At 71.4% G+C, this 15,301-nt stretch carries 17 protein-coding genes, 1 tRNA gene and 1 riboswitch; of the genes, 6 read left to right on the top strand and 12 right to left on the bottom strand.

Annotated features, from left to right (window positions below):
* Nucleotides 1-146: 146 nt before the first annotated feature.
* From ACFWZH_RS34785 to ACFWZH_RS34775, 3 genes are read right to left on the bottom strand one after another with little or no spacing between them, the layout of a single operon-like run.
* The gene (locus tag ACFWZH_RS34785; protein WP_384440727.1) at nucleotides 147-1,124 is read right to left on the bottom strand and encodes an ATP-binding cassette domain-containing protein; all 978 of its coding nucleotides are present in this window, start codon (nucleotides 1,122-1,124) and stop codon (nucleotides 147-149) included.
* A 38-nt stretch (nucleotides 1,125-1,162) separates the two neighbouring features.
* Nucleotides 1,163-1,927, bottom strand: a complete 765-nt coding sequence (locus tag ACFWZH_RS34780; RefSeq protein ID WP_384440745.1) for an ABC transporter permease — start codon at nucleotides 1,925-1,927, stop codon at nucleotides 1,163-1,165.
* 52 nt (nucleotides 1,928-1,979) lie between these two features.
* Nucleotides 1,980-2,777, bottom strand: coding sequence for an ABC transporter permease (locus tag ACFWZH_RS34775; RefSeq protein ID WP_384440742.1), 798 nt, complete (start codon nucleotides 2,775-2,777; stop codon nucleotides 1,980-1,982).
* Nucleotides 2,778-3,064: 287 nt separating this feature from the next.
* Between ACFWZH_RS34775 and ACFWZH_RS34770 the strand changes: the two genes are divergently transcribed.
* Complete coding sequence (locus ACFWZH_RS34770; RefSeq protein WP_384440725.1) at nucleotides 3,065-5,263, top strand: transglycosylase domain-containing protein; 2,199 nt, start codon at nucleotides 3,065-3,067, stop codon at nucleotides 5,261-5,263.
* Between the two features lie 18 nt (nucleotides 5,264-5,281).
* On the opposite strand, the gene ACFWZH_RS34765 is transcribed toward ACFWZH_RS34770, so the two are convergent.
* The 3 genes from ACFWZH_RS34765 to ACFWZH_RS34755 all read right to left on the bottom strand — a co-directional run bounded on the left by ACFWZH_RS34765 (nucleotide 5,282) and on the right by ACFWZH_RS34755 (nucleotide 6,516).
* The gene (locus ACFWZH_RS34765; RefSeq protein WP_384440722.1) at nucleotides 5,282-5,602 is read right to left on the bottom strand and encodes a DMT family transporter; all 321 of its coding nucleotides are present in this window, start codon (nucleotides 5,600-5,602) and stop codon (nucleotides 5,282-5,284) included.
* Between the two features lie 31 nt (nucleotides 5,603-5,633).
* Nucleotides 5,634-5,699, bottom strand: a riboswitch (guanidine-III (ykkC-III) riboswitch).
* Between the two features lie 51 nt (nucleotides 5,700-5,750).
* Nucleotides 5,751-6,053, bottom strand: a complete 303-nt coding sequence (locus tag ACFWZH_RS34760; protein WP_044363777.1) for a co-chaperone GroES — start codon at nucleotides 6,051-6,053, stop codon at nucleotides 5,751-5,753.
* Nucleotides 6,054-6,198: 145 nt separating this feature from the next.
* Nucleotides 6,199-6,516 carry a DUF3618 domain-containing protein gene (locus ACFWZH_RS34755; RefSeq protein WP_384440739.1) on the bottom strand — a complete coding sequence of 106 codons (318 nt, stop codon included), beginning with the start codon at nucleotides 6,514-6,516 and terminating at the stop codon, nucleotides 6,199-6,201.
* Between the two features lie 288 nt (nucleotides 6,517-6,804).
* On the opposite strand from ACFWZH_RS34755, the gene bcp reads away from it, so the two are divergent.
* Complete coding sequence (gene bcp / locus ACFWZH_RS34750) at nucleotides 6,805-7,272, top strand: thioredoxin-dependent thiol peroxidase (protein ID WP_384440719.1); 468 nt, start codon at nucleotides 6,805-6,807, stop codon at nucleotides 7,270-7,272.
* A 52-nt stretch (nucleotides 7,273-7,324) separates the two neighbouring features.
* Here the strand turns inward: bcp and ACFWZH_RS34745 are convergent, their stop codons facing one another.
* Nucleotides 7,325-8,632 (bottom strand): sensor histidine kinase, encoded by a 1,308-nt coding sequence (locus tag ACFWZH_RS34745; protein WP_384440716.1) that lies wholly within the window; start codon nucleotides 8,630-8,632, stop codon nucleotides 7,325-7,327.
* Nucleotides 8,632-9,138, bottom strand: coding sequence for a hypothetical protein (locus ACFWZH_RS34740; RefSeq protein ID WP_384440713.1), 507 nt, complete (start codon nucleotides 9,136-9,138; stop codon nucleotides 8,632-8,634). Before ACFWZH_RS34740 ends, ACFWZH_RS34745 begins: the two co-directional genes overlap by 1 nt.
* A gap of 326 nt (nucleotides 9,139-9,464) precedes the next feature.
* Here ACFWZH_RS34740 and ACFWZH_RS34735 point away from each other — a divergent pair, with 326 nt between their 5' ends.
* The 4 genes from ACFWZH_RS34735 to ACFWZH_RS34720 all read left to right on the top strand — a co-directional run bounded on the left by ACFWZH_RS34735 (nucleotide 9,465) and on the right by ACFWZH_RS34720 (nucleotide 12,559).
* Entirely contained in the window at nucleotides 9,465-11,003 is a 1,539-nt protein-coding gene (locus ACFWZH_RS34735) for an MFS transporter (RefSeq protein ID WP_384440710.1), read from the top strand.
* A gap of 126 nt (nucleotides 11,004-11,129) precedes the next feature.
* A complete protein-coding gene (locus ACFWZH_RS34730; RefSeq protein WP_384440707.1) occupies nucleotides 11,130-11,792 on the top strand; it encodes an HNH endonuclease signature motif containing protein in 663 nt (220 codons plus the stop codon).
* Nucleotides 11,789-12,451 (top strand): HNH endonuclease, encoded by a 663-nt coding sequence (locus ACFWZH_RS34725; protein WP_384440704.1) that lies wholly within the window; start codon nucleotides 11,789-11,791, stop codon nucleotides 12,449-12,451. The genes ACFWZH_RS34730 and ACFWZH_RS34725 overlap by 4 nt, the downstream gene beginning before the upstream one ends.
* Before the next feature lie 35 nt (nucleotides 12,452-12,486).
* Nucleotides 12,487-12,559, top strand: a tRNA-Leu gene (locus ACFWZH_RS34720).
* A gap of 57 nt (nucleotides 12,560-12,616) precedes the next feature.
* Here ACFWZH_RS34720 and rdgB read toward each other — a convergent pair.
* From rdgB to ACFWZH_RS34700, 4 genes are all read right to left on the bottom strand, one after another.
* Nucleotides 12,617-13,252 carry an RdgB/HAM1 family non-canonical purine NTP pyrophosphatase gene (gene rdgB / locus ACFWZH_RS34715; RefSeq protein ID WP_384440701.1) on the bottom strand — a complete coding sequence of 212 codons (636 nt, stop codon included), beginning with the start codon at nucleotides 13,250-13,252 and terminating at the stop codon, nucleotides 12,617-12,619.
* 40 nt (nucleotides 13,253-13,292) lie between these two features.
* Nucleotides 13,293-13,700, bottom strand: a complete 408-nt coding sequence (locus ACFWZH_RS34710) for a hypothetical protein (protein ID WP_384440698.1) — start codon at nucleotides 13,698-13,700, stop codon at nucleotides 13,293-13,295.
* A 305-nt stretch (nucleotides 13,701-14,005) separates the two neighbouring features.
* Complete coding sequence (gene rph / locus ACFWZH_RS34705; protein ID WP_384440695.1) at nucleotides 14,006-14,737, bottom strand: ribonuclease PH; 732 nt, start codon at nucleotides 14,735-14,737, stop codon at nucleotides 14,006-14,008.
* 120 nt (nucleotides 14,738-14,857) lie between these two features.
* Nucleotides 14,858-15,091, bottom strand: a complete 234-nt coding sequence (locus tag ACFWZH_RS34700; RefSeq protein ID WP_018542266.1) for a glucose PTS transporter subunit EIIB — start codon at nucleotides 15,089-15,091, stop codon at nucleotides 14,858-14,860.
* Between the last annotated feature and the right edge of the window lie 210 nt (nucleotides 15,092-15,301).

The following is a 15,301-nucleotide window of genomic DNA, read 5'->3' as shown; positions in this document are numbered from 1 at the left end:
GCGCAGCAGTCCCACACCCCTACCCCTCCGACCCGTCACCGGCACCCGAAAGCCCCGCGCAGCGGACCCCGCCCGCCGCAGGCGAACCCAGCGAAACCCCCACGGCGGGCCAGCCGACAACGTGGGAAGCCAGCCCAAGCGCAGCGCTACCGCTTCGTATACATCGAGGCGATGATCGCCTCGATGTCCGGCTCGCGGACCGACAGGTCCACCAGCGGATAGCGCTCGGCGATCGCGGCGACCAGCGGTGCCGCGCTCTGGGCGGCGGAGAACGCCAGCCACTGGCGGGGGCCTTCGACCCGGACCGTGCGGGCGCCCGGGACGCCCTCGATCGGCGGCAGTTCCCGCTCCAGGTCCACCCTCAGCGTCCGCTCGCCGTCGGCGGCCGCCCGCAGCCCGTCGAGCCCGCCGTCGTAGACCAGGTGCCCGTGGTCGATGACCATCACCCGGCGGCACAGCTGCTCGATGTCGGTCAGGTCGTGGGTGGTCAGCAGGACCGTGGTGCCGCGTTCGGCGTTCACCTCGCGGAGGAACTGCCGGACCTTCGCCTTGCTGATGACGTCGAGGCCGATGGTCGGCTCGTCCAGATAGAGCACCTCGGGGTCGTGCAGCAGCGCCGCCGCGATATCGCCGCGCATCCGCTGGCCGAGGGAGAGCTGGCGTACGGGTACGGCCAGCAGCGGGGCGAGGTCCAGCAGTTCCACGCAGCGGTCGAGGTTGGCGCGGTAGACGGCGTCGGGGACCCGGTACATCCGGCGCACCAGCTCGTAGGAGTCCTTCAGCGGCAGGTCCCACCACAGCGTGGTGCGCTGGCCGAAGACCACCCCCATCCGGTGGGCGAGCCGGGTCCGTTCGCGTGCCGGGTCGATGCCGGCGACCCGCAGCTGGCCGCCGCTGGGCACCAGAATGCCCGTCAGCATCTTGATGGTGGTGGACTTTCCCGCGCCGTTCGGCCCGATGTAGCCGACCATCTCGCCGCGCGGCACCTGGAAGGTGATGCCGTCCACGGCCCGCACCTCCTGGCGCACCCGGCGCAGCCGGCCCGCCCTGCGCCGCACCGTGAAGACCTTCTCGACGCCGTCCACCACGATCAGCGGCTCCGCCGCGGCCCCGTCACCACTCACCTTGCCGACTCCTTCCGTACCCGCTCTTCGATGGTGTGTCAGCTGCCGGTGCTGCGGTACGCGCGCAGCCCGCACCGCCAGGCCAGCGCGGCTCCCGCGCACATCAGCCCGGCGACCGCCGGCCCCAGGAAGTCCACCCAGCCGGGCAGCCCCAGCGGGTCCTCGCGGCCCAGCAGCCGCAGCGCCGGCAGCCAGTTCACAAAGGCCAGCGGGATCAGGAAGGTCACCCCGCGCACCAGGTCCCTGGCGAACACGGTCGGCGGGTACTGCAGCAGGGCGTTGCCGCCGTAGGTGAAGGAGTTCTGCACCTCGGCGGCGTCCTGCGCCCAGAACTGGAAGGCGGCCCCGGTGGTGAACACCGCCGCGAAGATGGCCGTACCGCACCCGATCATCAGCGGCACCATCAGCGCCCGGCCCACCGTCCAGTCCACCTCCAGACGGGTCAGCGACCACCCGAGCACCAGCAGCGCCTGGGCGATCCGGCCCAGCCGGCGCAGCGCGAAACGGTCCGCGGCGACCTGCACGAAGACCGGGGCGGGGCGCAGCAGCAGCGTGTCGAGGGTGCCGTCACGCACCCGCCGCCCCAGCCGGTCCATGCTGCCCAGCAGCAGGTCCGCCAGGCCCAGCGCGGCACCGGACGTGCCGTACAGGAACGCCACTTCGGGCAGCGAGAAGCCGCCGAGGGCGTCGATCTGCGAGAACATCAGCATGATCGCGACGAAGTCCAGGGCGCAGGCGGCGAAGTTGCCGACCGTCATCATCACGAACGACGCCCGGTAGGCGAGCGTGGAGCGCACCCACATCCGCACGATCAGCCCGTACGCGTAGAGCCCCTGGGCCACCCGGCCGCCCGCCTCAGCCACCGTGCACCACCACCTTGCGGGTCGCCGCCGACTGCACCAGCCGGCCCAGCGCCAGCAGCACCGCACCCCACACCGCCTGGAACGCCAGCCCCCGCAGCAGCGCGCCGCCGCTGCGCACGCCCACCAGCACATCGACCGGCACCTGCAGGATCGCCGCCCACGGCAGCAGTTGGGCGATCTGCCCGAAGTCGCCGGGGAAGACCCGCAGCGGCAGCACCATCCCCGAGAAGAACAGGCAGGCCAGGCCGCTGATCAGGGCCAGCCCCGTGCCGTCCAGCAGCCAGAACGACGCCAGCGCCACCAGGTAGCGCAGGGCGAAGCCGACCACCACGCCGAGCGTCACCGACACCAGGAACCAGCCCCAGGTCGCCGCATCGGTGGGCAGCGCGAGCGGGAAGAACAGCGCGCCCACCGCCATCGGCACCACCCCGCGGCCGATCAGCTGCAGCGCGGCCCGCCCCAGGTCCGCGGAGAGCCACCACACCTGAAGGTCCGCGGGCCGGTAGAGGTCCACCGCGATGTCGCCGGTGCGGATCCGCTCCTGCAGTTCGTCCAGGCCCCCGCCGGCCATCAGCGACGAGGCCGCCAGCAGCGCCTGCGCGGTCCATACGAAGGTCAGCGCCTGCGCCTGGTCGTAGCCGCCCAGCTGCGGCCGGGCGTCCCACAGCGCGATGTAGGTGTAGGCGACGATGAAGCCGAAGACGGTGTTGGTGAAGACGCCCGCCACGGTGGCGACCCGATAGGTGGCATACCGCCGGAAGCTGCCGGCCGCCACCGCCACGTACCACACGCCGTGCTCCCCCCTGGTCCCGTTCCGCTCGGACGGCAAACACCGGAGCCTAAGCGGCGGCCACGGCGGGCACCATCGATTTACCACCCGTTCGGGTGAGCCAAGGGCGCCATTCGGCCGGTCAGGGGGCGGTCCCAGGTGCGCGCCACCCCCTCCGACCGGGGCGCATGATGCGAGAGTTTCCCGACGGGCCACCGTTACATTTCCGGCGTACGGCGCGAAATCCCGACACGACACCGATCCGCCGCGGTACAACCTTCGGCGGCGGCCGAGGAGTCCATACAGACATGAGCGGACAACGCACAGGCTGGCGCCGGGCCCTGCCCAGCTGGCGCACGATGCTCGGCACCGCGCTGCTGTTCCTGCTGATCGTCATCGGCGGCCTGATCGGCGGCTACCTCCTCGTCGAGATCCCCCCGGCCAACAGCGCCGCCAAGGCGCAGAGCAACGTCTACCTCTACTCCGACGGCTCCGAGCTGGCCCGCGACGGCGAGGTCAACCGGCAGAACGTGCACCTCGGCCAGGTCCCCCAGCACGTCCAGCAGGCCGTACTCGCCGCCGAGGACCGCGACTTCTACTCCGAGTCCGCGATCGACCCGGCGGCCATGCTGCGCGCCGCCTGGAACACCGTCACCGGCAAGGGCAAGCAGTCCGGCTCCACCATCACCCAGCAGTACGTCAAGAACTACTACCTCGGCCAGGAACAGACCCTCACCCGCAAGGCCAAGGAGTTCTTCATCGCCATCAAGCTGGACCGCGAGGTGAGCAAGGACAACATCCTGGAGGGCTACCTCAACTCCAGCTACTACGGCCGCAACGCCTACGGCATCCAGGCCGCCGCCCAGGCCTACTACGGCCGCGACTCCCAGCGGCTGACCACCGCTCAGGGCGCCTACCTCGCCGCGCTGCTCAACGCCCCCAGCGCGTACGACATCACCGCCCACCCCGGCAACCGGCAGCGGGTACTGGCGCGTTGGAACTACGTCCTGGACGGCATGGTCGAGCAGAAGTGGCTCAGCCCCGGCGAGCGGGCCGCGATGCGCTTCCCCGTGCCCCGGCCCGCCAAGACCTCCGCCGGCCTGACCGGCCAGCGCGGCTACCTCGTCGAGGCCGTCAAGGACTACCTCACCGACCACCACATCCTCGACGACAACACCCTGCGCTCCGGCGGCTACCGCATCACCACCACCCTCAGCAGGCGCCGCCAGAACGCCTTCGTCGCGGCGGTCGACACCCGCCTGATGGACCGGCTCGACGACTCCCGCGAGGTCGACCGCTACGTCCGGGCCGGCGGCGCCTCCATCGACCCCAAGAGCGGCCGGGTCGTCGCCCTCTACGGCGGCATCGACTACGCCAAGCAGTACGTCAACGGCGCCACCCGCAGCGACTACCAGGTCGGCTCCACCTTCAAGCCGATCGTCTTCGCCTCCGCCGTGCAGCACCGCTCCACCACCCAGGACGGCGAACGCATCACCCCCCAGACCCTCTACGACGGCACCAACAAGCGGATGGCGGTCAGCCACGGCCGCTCCACCGGCTTCGCCCCCGCCAACGAGGACGACCGCTCCTACGGCCCGATCACCGTCACCGAGGCCACCGACAAGTCCGTCAACGCCGTCTACGCCCAGATGGGCATCGACGTCGGCCCCGACAAGGTCAAGGACACCGCCGTCGACCTGGGCATCCCCGCCGGCACCCCCGGCCTCGCCTCCTCGCAGGGCGCGATCTCCCTGGGCACCGCCACCCCCAGCGTCCTGGACATGGCACAGGTCTACGCCACCCTCGCCCACCACGGCAGCCTGCGGCCGTACACCCTGGTCGACAAGGTCACCAGGAGCGACGAGGAGATCGAGCTGCCCGAGCGCGAGCGGACCACCGCCGTGTCCCGCGAGGCCGCCGACACCACCACCTCGATCCTGCGCAGCGTCGTCGACGGCGGCACCGGCACCGCCGCCCAGCAGGCCGGGCGGCCCGCGGCCGGCAAGACCGGCACCGCGGAGGAGGACAAGGCCGCGTGGTTCGCGGGCTACACCCCCGAACTCGCCACGGTCGTCGCCGTACTGGGCCAGCACCCCGAGAGCGCCGCCCAGCAGCCGCTGTACGGCGCGGCGGGGCTGCCCCGGGTCAACGGCGGCGACTTCCCCGCCCAGATCTGGGCCGACTACACCGCGGCGGCCCTGCGCGGACACCCGGTGCGCGACTTCGACCTGCACCTCGCGGAGGGCGCCGAGTCGGCCTCGCCGTCCGCCGAACCGTCCGACAGCGACTCGCCGTCGCCCGGCACGTCGGACCCACCGGCCCCCGGCCCGTCCGGCACTCCCCCCGTCACCGCGCCGCCCACCAACGCCCCGACGACCCCGCCGGCCACCGTGCCGCCCTCGCCCACCGTCCCGACCGAGACCCCGCCGACCACCGAGCCCACGGAGGACTTCCCGACCGTGGAACCGGGCGACGAGGAGCCGGACTGGCCGCGGCGGGGAGGCTAGGGCGTGAGAGGGCGGGCGTCAGTGGCCGGAGGTCGCCTTGAGCCCCACCACCGCCACCAGCAGCAGGCAGACGAAGAAGATCCGGGCCGCGGTCGCCGGCTCGCCGAGCACCGTCATCCCGACCACCGCCGCACCGGCCGCCCCGACGCCGACCCACACCCCGTAGGCGGTACCGATCGGCAGGGTCCGCGCCGCGTACGACAGCAGCAGCATGCTGACCACGATGCCCGCGCCGGTGAACACACTGGGCCACAGCCGGGTGAAGCCGTCGGTGAACTTCATCCCGATCGACCAGCCGACCTCCAGCAGACCGGCGACCACGAGCAGGATCCATGCCATGACGGCACCTCCGTGAAAGAGCTTCAACAGGGGTGCGTCGTCTTGTCCTGACCCGGTACGGCGCGTCTCGTCGGGTTGCTTGCGAGGCTAGCAAAAGACAGCGAAGCGGGCGGTGACACCCGTCACCGCCCGCCACCCAGCCACGCTTCTACAGGTACAGGCCCGTCGAGTCGTCCGCGCCCTCCAGCCGCTCCGCGGCCACCGCATGCAGATCACGCTCACGCATCAGCACATACGCCACACCGCGCACCTCGACCTCGGCCCGGTCCTCCGGGTCGTACAGCACCCGGTCCCCCACCTCGACGGTCCGCACGTTCTGCCCGACCGCGACCACCTCGGCCCAGGCCAGGCGGCGGCCGACGGCAGCGGTCGCGGGAATGACGATGCCCCCCGACGAGCGGCGCTCGCCCTCGGGGATGTCCGTCCGGACCAGCACACGGTCGTGCAGCATCCGGATCGGCAGCTTGTCGTGGGTGTCCTTGGCGTTATTCGGGGTCACGGCACGACCGTACCTGCCCGGCGCGGCCCGCCACGCATCGCGGGCCGCCTCGCGCCGCACCGGAAGCCGGCCCACCGACGCACCCGCCGCCCGCCGGTCAGCGGCGCCGCCTGGCGCGCAGCGCCAGCAGCCCCACCACGGCCACACCGACCATCGCCACCGGAACGATGCGCTCCAGCCGCGGCGCCCCGTCCTGCGACACCAACTGCGCCCGGACGTCACAGACCGTGCGGTTGACGACCACATACGCCCGCCCCGCCGTACGGTCCACGGCGGCCGCCGCCTGCGCCTTCACCTCGCCCATGATCGTCTTCGGGTGCAGCCGCACCCCGATCTCGTCGAGCGTGACGGCGAGCTCCTGCCGCCTGCGGGCGATGTCCGCCTCGATCTGCGCCGGGGTCCTGGCCTCCGCCACCGCGCTGCCTCCGTCGTCTCGCGCCATTCGTGATGGACAGTCTGTCAGCTCACACCCCCGCGCGCCCCACAGCACCCCCGTTTCACACCGCACGGGCGCCCCACCGGGGCCGACCGGCCACCGACTCCGCGCGCCCGCACCGCCCCCGGTGCCCCCGCCCGCCCCGGCTGGCTAATGTCGGGGGCGTACGGATCCACCCACAAGGAGAGCCATGAGCGAGCGCACCGAGCGCATCATGGACAGGTGCACGCCTCGCGAGTGCGGGGCCGAGCGAAGCGAGGTTTCGGCATGAGCGAACGACTGCAGCCCGGCGACACCGCCCCGGCCTTCACCCTGCCCGACGCGGACGGCAAGGAGGTCTCGCTCGCCGACCACAAGGGCCGCAAGGTCATCGTCTACTTCTACCCGGCCGCACTGACCCCCGGCTGCACCAAGCAGGCCTGCGACTTCACCGACAACCTCGACTTCCTGGCCGGCCACGGCTACGAGGTCATCGGCATCTCCCCCGACAAGCCCGAGAAGCTCGCCAAGTTCCGGGAGAAGGAGGACCTCAAGGTCACCCTCCTCGGCGACCCGGACAAGGCGGTCCTCACGGCCTACGGCGCCTTCGGCGAGAAGAAGCTCTACGGCAAGACCGTCACCGGCGTCATCCGCTCCACCGTGATCGTCGGCGAGGACGGCAAGGTCGAGCGCGCGCTGTACAACGTCAAGGCCACCGGCCACGTCGCCAAGATCATCAAGGACCTGGGGCTGTAGCCGCCGGCCCCACCACCCGACCCGGCGGCTCCGGCCCGGCCGGCCCCCCGCGTCAGGGTGCCCCCGAGTAGGAGCCGTGGTCGGTCGCGGCCAGTGCGCCACCGACTCCCGGCACCGTCGCCGTACGGTCCGGCAACTCCAGCACGGCTTCGGCGCCGCCCTCCGCGGCGGCGCCGAAGTCCAGCCGCGCCCCCAGCACCTCCGCCTGACCGGCCGCGATCGTCAGCCCCAGCCCGTGCCCGGTCCCCCGCTCCGGCGCCGCCGTACGGAACCGCCGCGGCCCCTCCGCACACAGCTCCGGCGGATAGCCCGGACCGTGATCACGCACCACGATCCGCGCCCCGGCCACCACCACCTCGATCGGCGGCCTGCCGTGCTTGGCCGCGTTCGCCAGCAGATTCACCAGCACTCGCTCGACCCGCCGCCGATCGGTCTCCACGATCCGCGGCTCGCCCTCCACGGTCACCGACACCTCGTCCACCCCGCGCTGGCGCGCCGCCCGCTTCACGATCCCGCGCACCAGCGACGGCAGCTCACAGGCGTCCAGATCGGCCCGCTCCACCCCCGCGTCCAGCCGCGAGACCTCCAGCAGATCCTCCACCAGCCGCCGCATCGCCTGCGCCCGGTCCCGCACCAGCTCCACCGCCCGCGGCTGCGGCAGCAGCTCCGCGGCCGCCACCAGACCGGCCACCGGCGTACGCAGCTCATGCGCCACATCCGCGGTGAACTCGCGCTCCGCCTCCACCCGCGCCGCCAGCGACGTCGCCATGTGGTGCACGCTGCGCCCCAACTCGGCCACCTCGTCCCGGCCGTTGCTCGCCAACGCGTCCGCGTCCGGCGCCTCCCCCGCCGCGATCCGCCGCGCCGCCGCCGCACTGTGCCGCAGCCGCCGCGACAGCCGCTGCGCGACGAACCACGACACCACCGCCATCAGCACGACCGTGCCGCACCCGGCGATCAGCAGCGCCCGGTCCAGCGCCACCTGCGTCGGATCGTCGTCCGGATACGCCGCCGACACCGACAGCGACCGCTCCGGGGCACTGTCGCCGCCCTCGCCGACACCGGTCGCCGCCCACACCCGCGGATCCTCACCACCGCTGACATACGTCCCCGACTGGTTCTTGAACACCGCCTCGCGCAGCGGCAACGGCAGGGCCGCGTCGTCCAACTGCGCGCCGAGCACCAGCTTGCCGTCCCGCTCGTATATCTGCAGCGCCGAACTCAGCCGGTCGTCCTGGTACGCCCGCGCCGAGCGCTCCCGCTCGGCATCGGCTATGTGGTGCACGGCGAAACCGAGCACCACCACGGCCAGCGCCGTCATACAGGAAATGGCCAGCGCGATCCGGCCTCGAATGCCCATCACGCGAGGTTGTACATCTCCGTCGTGTCACCGAGCGGCGTCGAGCCCTCGTACGTGACCTCCAGCCCGGTGAACGCCGGCCGCCCGTCGACGGGCTTCACCCCGAAGAGCCGGAACGTCGCCGGGAACCCCGCGTCCGCGCCCGCACCGGCGGCGGTCTTCACCACCTGCACCACACCCGTCCCCAGCGCGTCCCGCGACCCGTACTTCTGCCAGCTGATCGCGGTCGCCACCATCCCCGCGTCCGCGCAGGTCAGCGTAATCACCCGGGGCTTGATCTCCGGCTCGCCGATCCCGCAGTCCCGCACCCCCGGCAGGCCCCGCGACTCCTTGGCGTCCTCCTTGACGTCCTGCACCGCGGAGGTCTTCGGCGCCGCGTCCACCGCCGACGCCCGGTCCGACACCTGGCTGAACCACACCCCGCCCGCCGCCAGCGCCGTCACCCCGACGAAAGCCAGCAGCGCGGTACGGCCCCGGACCCAGCGGGACCCTTCGCGGTCCGTCATCACGATCTCCTCCCGGGAGCCACGCCCCGTACCCCCACCAGCGAACACGAATGCCGCGCCCGGCTCCCCCACTCTCCCGTCCCTGCCGCACAGGCTGGTTGCCCGCATACTGCGGTGACCGCGCGGCTGTGTACCAGTCCTGTAACAAGCCCTGCGACACCCCTTGGCGCGCCTGGCCACAGCGGTCCGTACCGCCCCCGAGACGGGTGACACACCCCACGTCATCCGGCCGGACGGGTTTGATCCGCGCGTCACCGCGCAGGCGTACCTGTCGTATCCCACCCGCCCAGCGCCACCGCGCCCTGCCCGACCGAGAGGACCGCCCAGTGTCGACCGGCAGCACCGAAGCCGACCGCGCCCCCGAGCAGGACCCGGCCGCGCTCAGACGCCACCGCGCCCTCTTCCGTGCCGTCGCCCGCCGCAAGAACCCCCGGCTCCGCCGCACCGACATCACCGTCACCGACGAACGCGTCGTCAAGCGCGCGGTGAAGGCCGCGGCCCTCGGCAACGCCATGGAGTGGTTCGACTTCGGCATCTACAGCTACCTCGCGGTGACCATCGGCAAGGTCTTCTTCCCCGGCGGCAGCGACACCACCAGCCTGCTGTCGTCCTTCGCGACCTTCGCCGTGGCCTTCCTCGTACGGCCCCTGGGCGGCGCCTACTTCGGCCCCCTCGGTGACCGCGTGGGCCGCAAGAAGGTCCTCGCCCTCACCATGATCATGATGGCCCTGGGCACCTTCTGCATCGGACTGATCCCCTCCTACGCGGCCATCGGCTTCTGGTCCCCGGTCCTGCTCATCGCCTTCCGCCTCGTCCAGGGCTTCTCCACCGGCGGCGAGTACGGCGGCGCCTCGACCTTCATCGCCGAGTACGCCCCCGACAAGAAGCGCGGCTACTTCGGCAGCTTCCTGGAACTCGGCACCCTCATCGGCTACACCGGCGCCGCCGGCACCGTCCTGCTCCTGGACACCGCCCTCGGCGACGACGCCATGCTCGCCTGGGGCTGGCGCCTGCCCTTCCTGATCGCCGGCCCGCTCGGCCTCGTCGGCCTCTACCTGCGGATGAGGCTCGACGAGACCCCCGCCTTCCAGAAGTTCGAGGCGGCCCACACCCACGGCTCCACGGGTTCCGTCGTCGAGTCGGAGGCGGAGTTCTCCCACCTCTCCGAGAACGCCCCCAAGAAGAAGCTCGGCGAGATCTTCGCCCAGCAGTGGCCCACCCTGATCCTGTGCATCGCCCTGGTCGGCGCCTACAACATCACCGACTACATGCTGCTGTCCTACATGCCGACGTACCTCACCGACACCCTCCACTACCAGGAGTCCCACGGCCTGCTGATCCTCCTGGGCACCATGGTCGCCCTGATGTGCGTCATCAGCACCGTCGGCAGACTCAACGACCGCTACGGCCGCAAGCCCCTGCTGATGGCCGGCATGCTCGGCTTCTTCCTCCTCGCCATCCCCGCCTTCCTCCTCGTCAAACAGGGCTCCCTGGCCGCCGTCTGCCTCGGCATGGCCCTCCTCGGCCTCAGCCTGGTCTGCCTCCTGGGCACCATGTCCGCCGCCCTGCCCGCCCTCTTCCCCACCCACGTCCGCTACGGCTCCCTGTCCATCGGCTACAACGTGGCCGTCTCCCTCTTCGGCGGCACCACGCCCCTGGTGATCACCGCCCTCATGGACGCCTTCGGCAAGAACGTCATGGTCCCCGCCTACTACACGATGGGCGCCGCCCTCGTCGGCGTCATCGCCGTCGCCTGCATGAAGGAGACCGCCCAACAGCCCCTGGAGGGCTCCCCGCCCTCCGTGGCCACCAAGGAGGAGGCGGTGGAACTCATCACCGCCCAGACCCAGGAACCACGCTTTTGATCGCGGCAACTTCCTTGTCCGGCCTCCCTCGCTCCGCGTGACCACCACCCCGCGCGCTCGTTGACATGTTCGAGAGTCGACGAAGCGCACGGGGTGGGTCCGGTGCGCGGGAATCAAGGGGGAAGCATGCCGGTCAGCCCGTACACCCGGGAACAGCTGGAGGCCGCGGCGTCGTCGTCGCGGACGTTGTCGGAGGCATTGGGGAAGCTGGGGGTGGATCCACGGGGCTCGCAGCGGAACTACCTCAGGGAGCGGATGAGGAAGCTGGGGGTGGACACGTCGCATTTCGAGCGGGAGGGGGTCAAGTGGACGAAGGAAGTCCTGGAAGCAGCGGTGTCCGCCTCGACGAACATGTGCGAGGTGCTGCGCCACCTCGGCCTTGAGGTCGTCGGCGGACACCACACGCACATCAGCCGTCGGATCAAGGCTTACGGGATCGACACATCGCACTTCACGCCGGTGGTCCGAACGCCGCGCATGAGGCACAACCGGCGCCGCCGAACCCCCGAGGAGATCCTCGTCGAGGACAGGTCAGCGAACGCCACACGCCTGCCGAATGCCCGACTCAAGAGGGCGATGCGCGAGCTGGGCGTGGACGAGCGCTGCGCCTTGTGCGGAATCGAACCAATCTGGCTGGGGGAGCCACTACCTCTGGAAGTCGACCACATCGACGGCAACTGGCGCGACAGCCGGATCGGGAACCTGCGGTTCCTCTGCCCCAACTGCCATTCGACGACCGACAGTTACCGGGGGCGCGGCAAGGGGTGCATCAGGGGTGGCGCCGTATGAGCACTGGCGTGCTGTACACCCGCGAGCGGCTGGCCGAAGCCGCTTCGCAGTGTTCCGACATCGACGAGGTCATCGCCTTCTTCGGCACCCCTCCGTACGACAAGCTCCGGCGCTACCTCTACCGGCGCTTTGAGCGCTTCGGCATCGACGTCTCGCACTTCCGCCCCTGCGGCAGCCTCACCAAGCGTCGCACGAAGCCGGCGAGCGAGGAACTGCGAACGGCGGTCACACAGTCCGCCTCCATCGCCGAGGCTCTGCGCCTCCTCGGCCGCCCCGACAACGGCAACCAACGCGTGATGCTCCGCGAGTGGATCGCCGAGGAGCAACTCTCGACAGCGCACTTCCTAGGGCAGGCACATCAGCGCGGGAAGCCGAGCACGAACGCCAAGCGGCCGGAAGATGTGCTGGTCCGGCACAGCGGCGGGCACCGGATCGCAACCAGCCTCCTGCGTCGCGCTCTCCGCGACGTCGGCGTACCGGAGCGTTGCGCCAGGTGCGACGTCACCCCTCAGTGGCTCGGTAAGCCCATGACGCTGGAGATCGATCACATCAACGGGGACTGGCACGACAACCGGCGGGAAAACCTGCGGTTGCTGTGCCCCAACTGTCACGCAATCACCAGGACGTGGTGCAGAGGCGGCCAACGGCGATCGGACTAGGCAGATGACCCATGACCGGTACCATGGCGATGCACGCGCCCGTACGCCAACGGCTGAGCGGCGTCGTTTAGGTCGACGTGTCTGTCGGTTCGAATCCGACCGGGCGTACTTTCACTGAAGGCCCGGCTCACGCTCCGTGAGCCGGGCCTTCACACATCCACGGCCTCAGCCCAACAACTCCCCCACCACCGGCGCCAGCGCCCGAAACGCCTTCCCCCGGTGGCTGATGGCGTTCTTCTCGTCCGGGGTCAGCTCGGCGCACGTCCGGGTGTCCCCGTCCGGCTGCAGGATCGGGTCGTAGCCGAAGCCGCCGGTGCCGGCGGGGGTGTGGCGCAGGGTCCCGTCGAGGGTGCCCTCGACGACGCGCTCGGTGCCGTCGGGGAGGGCGAGGGCCGCGGCGCACGCGAAGTGCGCGGCGCGGTGTTCGTCGGAGATGTCGGAGAGCTGGGCGAGGAGCAGGGCCAGGTTGGCCTGATCGTCGCCGTGGGTGCCGGCCCAGCGGGCGGAGAAGATGCCGGGGGCGCCGCCGAGGACGTCGACGCAGAGGCCGGAGTCGTCGGCGACGGCGGGGTGGCCGGTGGCCCGGGCGAGGGCGTGGGCCTTGAGCAGGGCGTTCTCCGCGAAGGTGACGCCGGTTTCCTTCACGTCGGGGATGTCGGGGTAGGCGTCGGCCCCGACGAGTTCGACGTCGAGGCCGGCCGCGTCGAGGATGGCGCGGAGCTCTCGGACCTTGCCCGCGTTGCGGGTGGCGAGGATGAGGCGGCGGGGGGTCGCGGGGCGTCCGGCGGTGTCTGGCTGCATGGGACCCGATTATCCCGGCTGCCCCACCCGTTGATCCCGGCTACCCCGGGGTGCAGATCTTCGTCATCTCGCTGGTGCCGTCGACGATCGGCTGGATGTCGGGGGCCTTGTTGTCGGCCAGCGCCTTGCGGGCGTCCTTGATGCCCTTGTTCGTCTTGTCGATGGCCTTGGACAGCTCGGGGTCGCTGGCGTCCTTGCTGAGCTTCTGCAGGTTCTTGTCGATGTTGTCGAGGGCCTGCTCGGACTCCTGCGGGTCGGTCAGGGCGTTGTCCGCGGCCTGCTGGAGCTTGTCGACGGCGTTGACGACCGAGGTGGCGGTCTTGGCGCAGTCCGTGGCCTTCTGGATCGCCCCGCAGGAGGAGAGCAGCGGTATCGCGAGAGCGGCGGCGGCCAGGACGGCGAGAGCGGTGGGGGCGGGGCGGCGTGTACGGGCGGTGCGGGCGGCCATGGAGCGGTTCCTTCCCTTGGGTCATGCGCGGGCAAAGGAAGAAACGCGGGGTGGGGTTGTTTGGTTGCCCCAACCGGCAACCGGGGGGTGGGAGTTCGGACACCGTGGGTGCGCCGGCGCCGCGCGGGCGGACCGGGCGGCGCACGGCGGACCACCGGGCAGTACGCGGCCGGACCGGACGGCGTACGGCGGGCCACCAGGCACCGCGCGGGCGGACCGGGCGGTGTGCGGTCCTGCGCGGTGCCTTCCCGGCCCGGCCGCGGGTCGCCGGCGCGCCCGCCGGCGACGAGCCGTCCCGGCCGTCCTCAGAGCGTGCGGGCCAGTGCCGCCCGCTGGGCGCCGTCGAGTTCGGCGCAGCCGGCGACCGCGAGGTCGAGGAGGGCGTTGAGTTCGTCGCGGGCGAAGGGTTCGGCTTCGGCGGTGCCCTGGACCTCGACGAAGCGGCCGTCGCCGGTGCAGACGACGTTCATGTCGGTCTCGGCGCGGACGTCCTCCTCGTAGCACAGGTCGAGCAGGGGGGTGCCGTCGACGATGCCGACGCTGACGGCGGAGACCGTGCCGGTGAGCGGCTGGCGGCCGTGGCGGATCAGCTTCTTGTCCTTGGCCCAGGTCAGGGCGTCGGCGAGGGCGACGTAGGCGCCGGTGATGGCGGCGGTGCGGGTGCCGCCGTCGGCCTGGAGGACGTCGCAGTCCAGGACGACGGTGTTCTCGCCGAGGGCCTTGTAGTCGATGACGGCGCGCAGCGAGCGGCCGATGAGGCGGCTGATCTCGTGGGTGCGGCCGCCGATCTTGCCGCGGACGGACTCCCGGTCGCCGCGGGTGTTGGTGGAGCGGGGCAGCATCGAGTACTCGGCGGTGACCCAGCCTTCGCCGGTGCCCTTGCGCCAGCGCGGTACGCCTTCGGTGACCGATGCGGTGCAGAAGACTTTGGTGTCGCCGAAGGAGATCAGGACGGAGCCTTCGGCGTGCTTGCTCCAGCCGCGTTCGATGGTGACCGGGCGGAGCTGTTCGGGCGTGCGGCCGTCGATGCGAGACATGGCGTAGACCCTATCGGCAATGGCGAGGGCCCCACTCCGGGGCGGTGGACCGTCCGGGGCGGGGCCTTCGGGGGGTGAGCGCAGCCGGCCGGCGGGAACCGGCTGGTCGCGCTCACCCGCTCACATCATGTCTTCGATCTCGGCGGCGATGGGGTCGGCGTCGGTGCCGATGACGACCTGGATCGCGGTGCCCATCTTGACGACGCCGTGTGCGCCGGCGGCCTTGAGGGCGGCCTCGTCGACCAGGGAGGCGTCGTTGACCTCGGTGCGGAGGCGGGTGATGCAGCCCTCGACCTCTTCGATGTTGTCGAGTCCACCGAGCCCGGCGACGATCTTCTCAGCCTTGCTGGCCATGTCCACTCCTGCTTGTCTCGGCCGCCGGCGGTTCAGCCGCGCGGTTTTCACACCGTAACGCACGTTCGGCCCAACAATGCGGGCGTTAGTCCGCTTTCTGGCGAAGGATGGCGATCACGGATGGCGATCACCGCGGTGGGGGGGGCGGCGGCCGGCGGGGGGGCGGGGGGGCGCCCAGAGGGGTAAACCACACAAACTTGGGACGGCCCC

Origin of the sequence: Streptomyces sp. NPDC059008 (assembly GCF_042749045.1) — a bacterium.
GTDB lineage: Bacteria > Actinomycetota > Actinomycetes > Streptomycetales > Streptomycetaceae > Streptomyces.
This window is presented reverse-complemented; position numbering and strand designations above follow the sequence as displayed.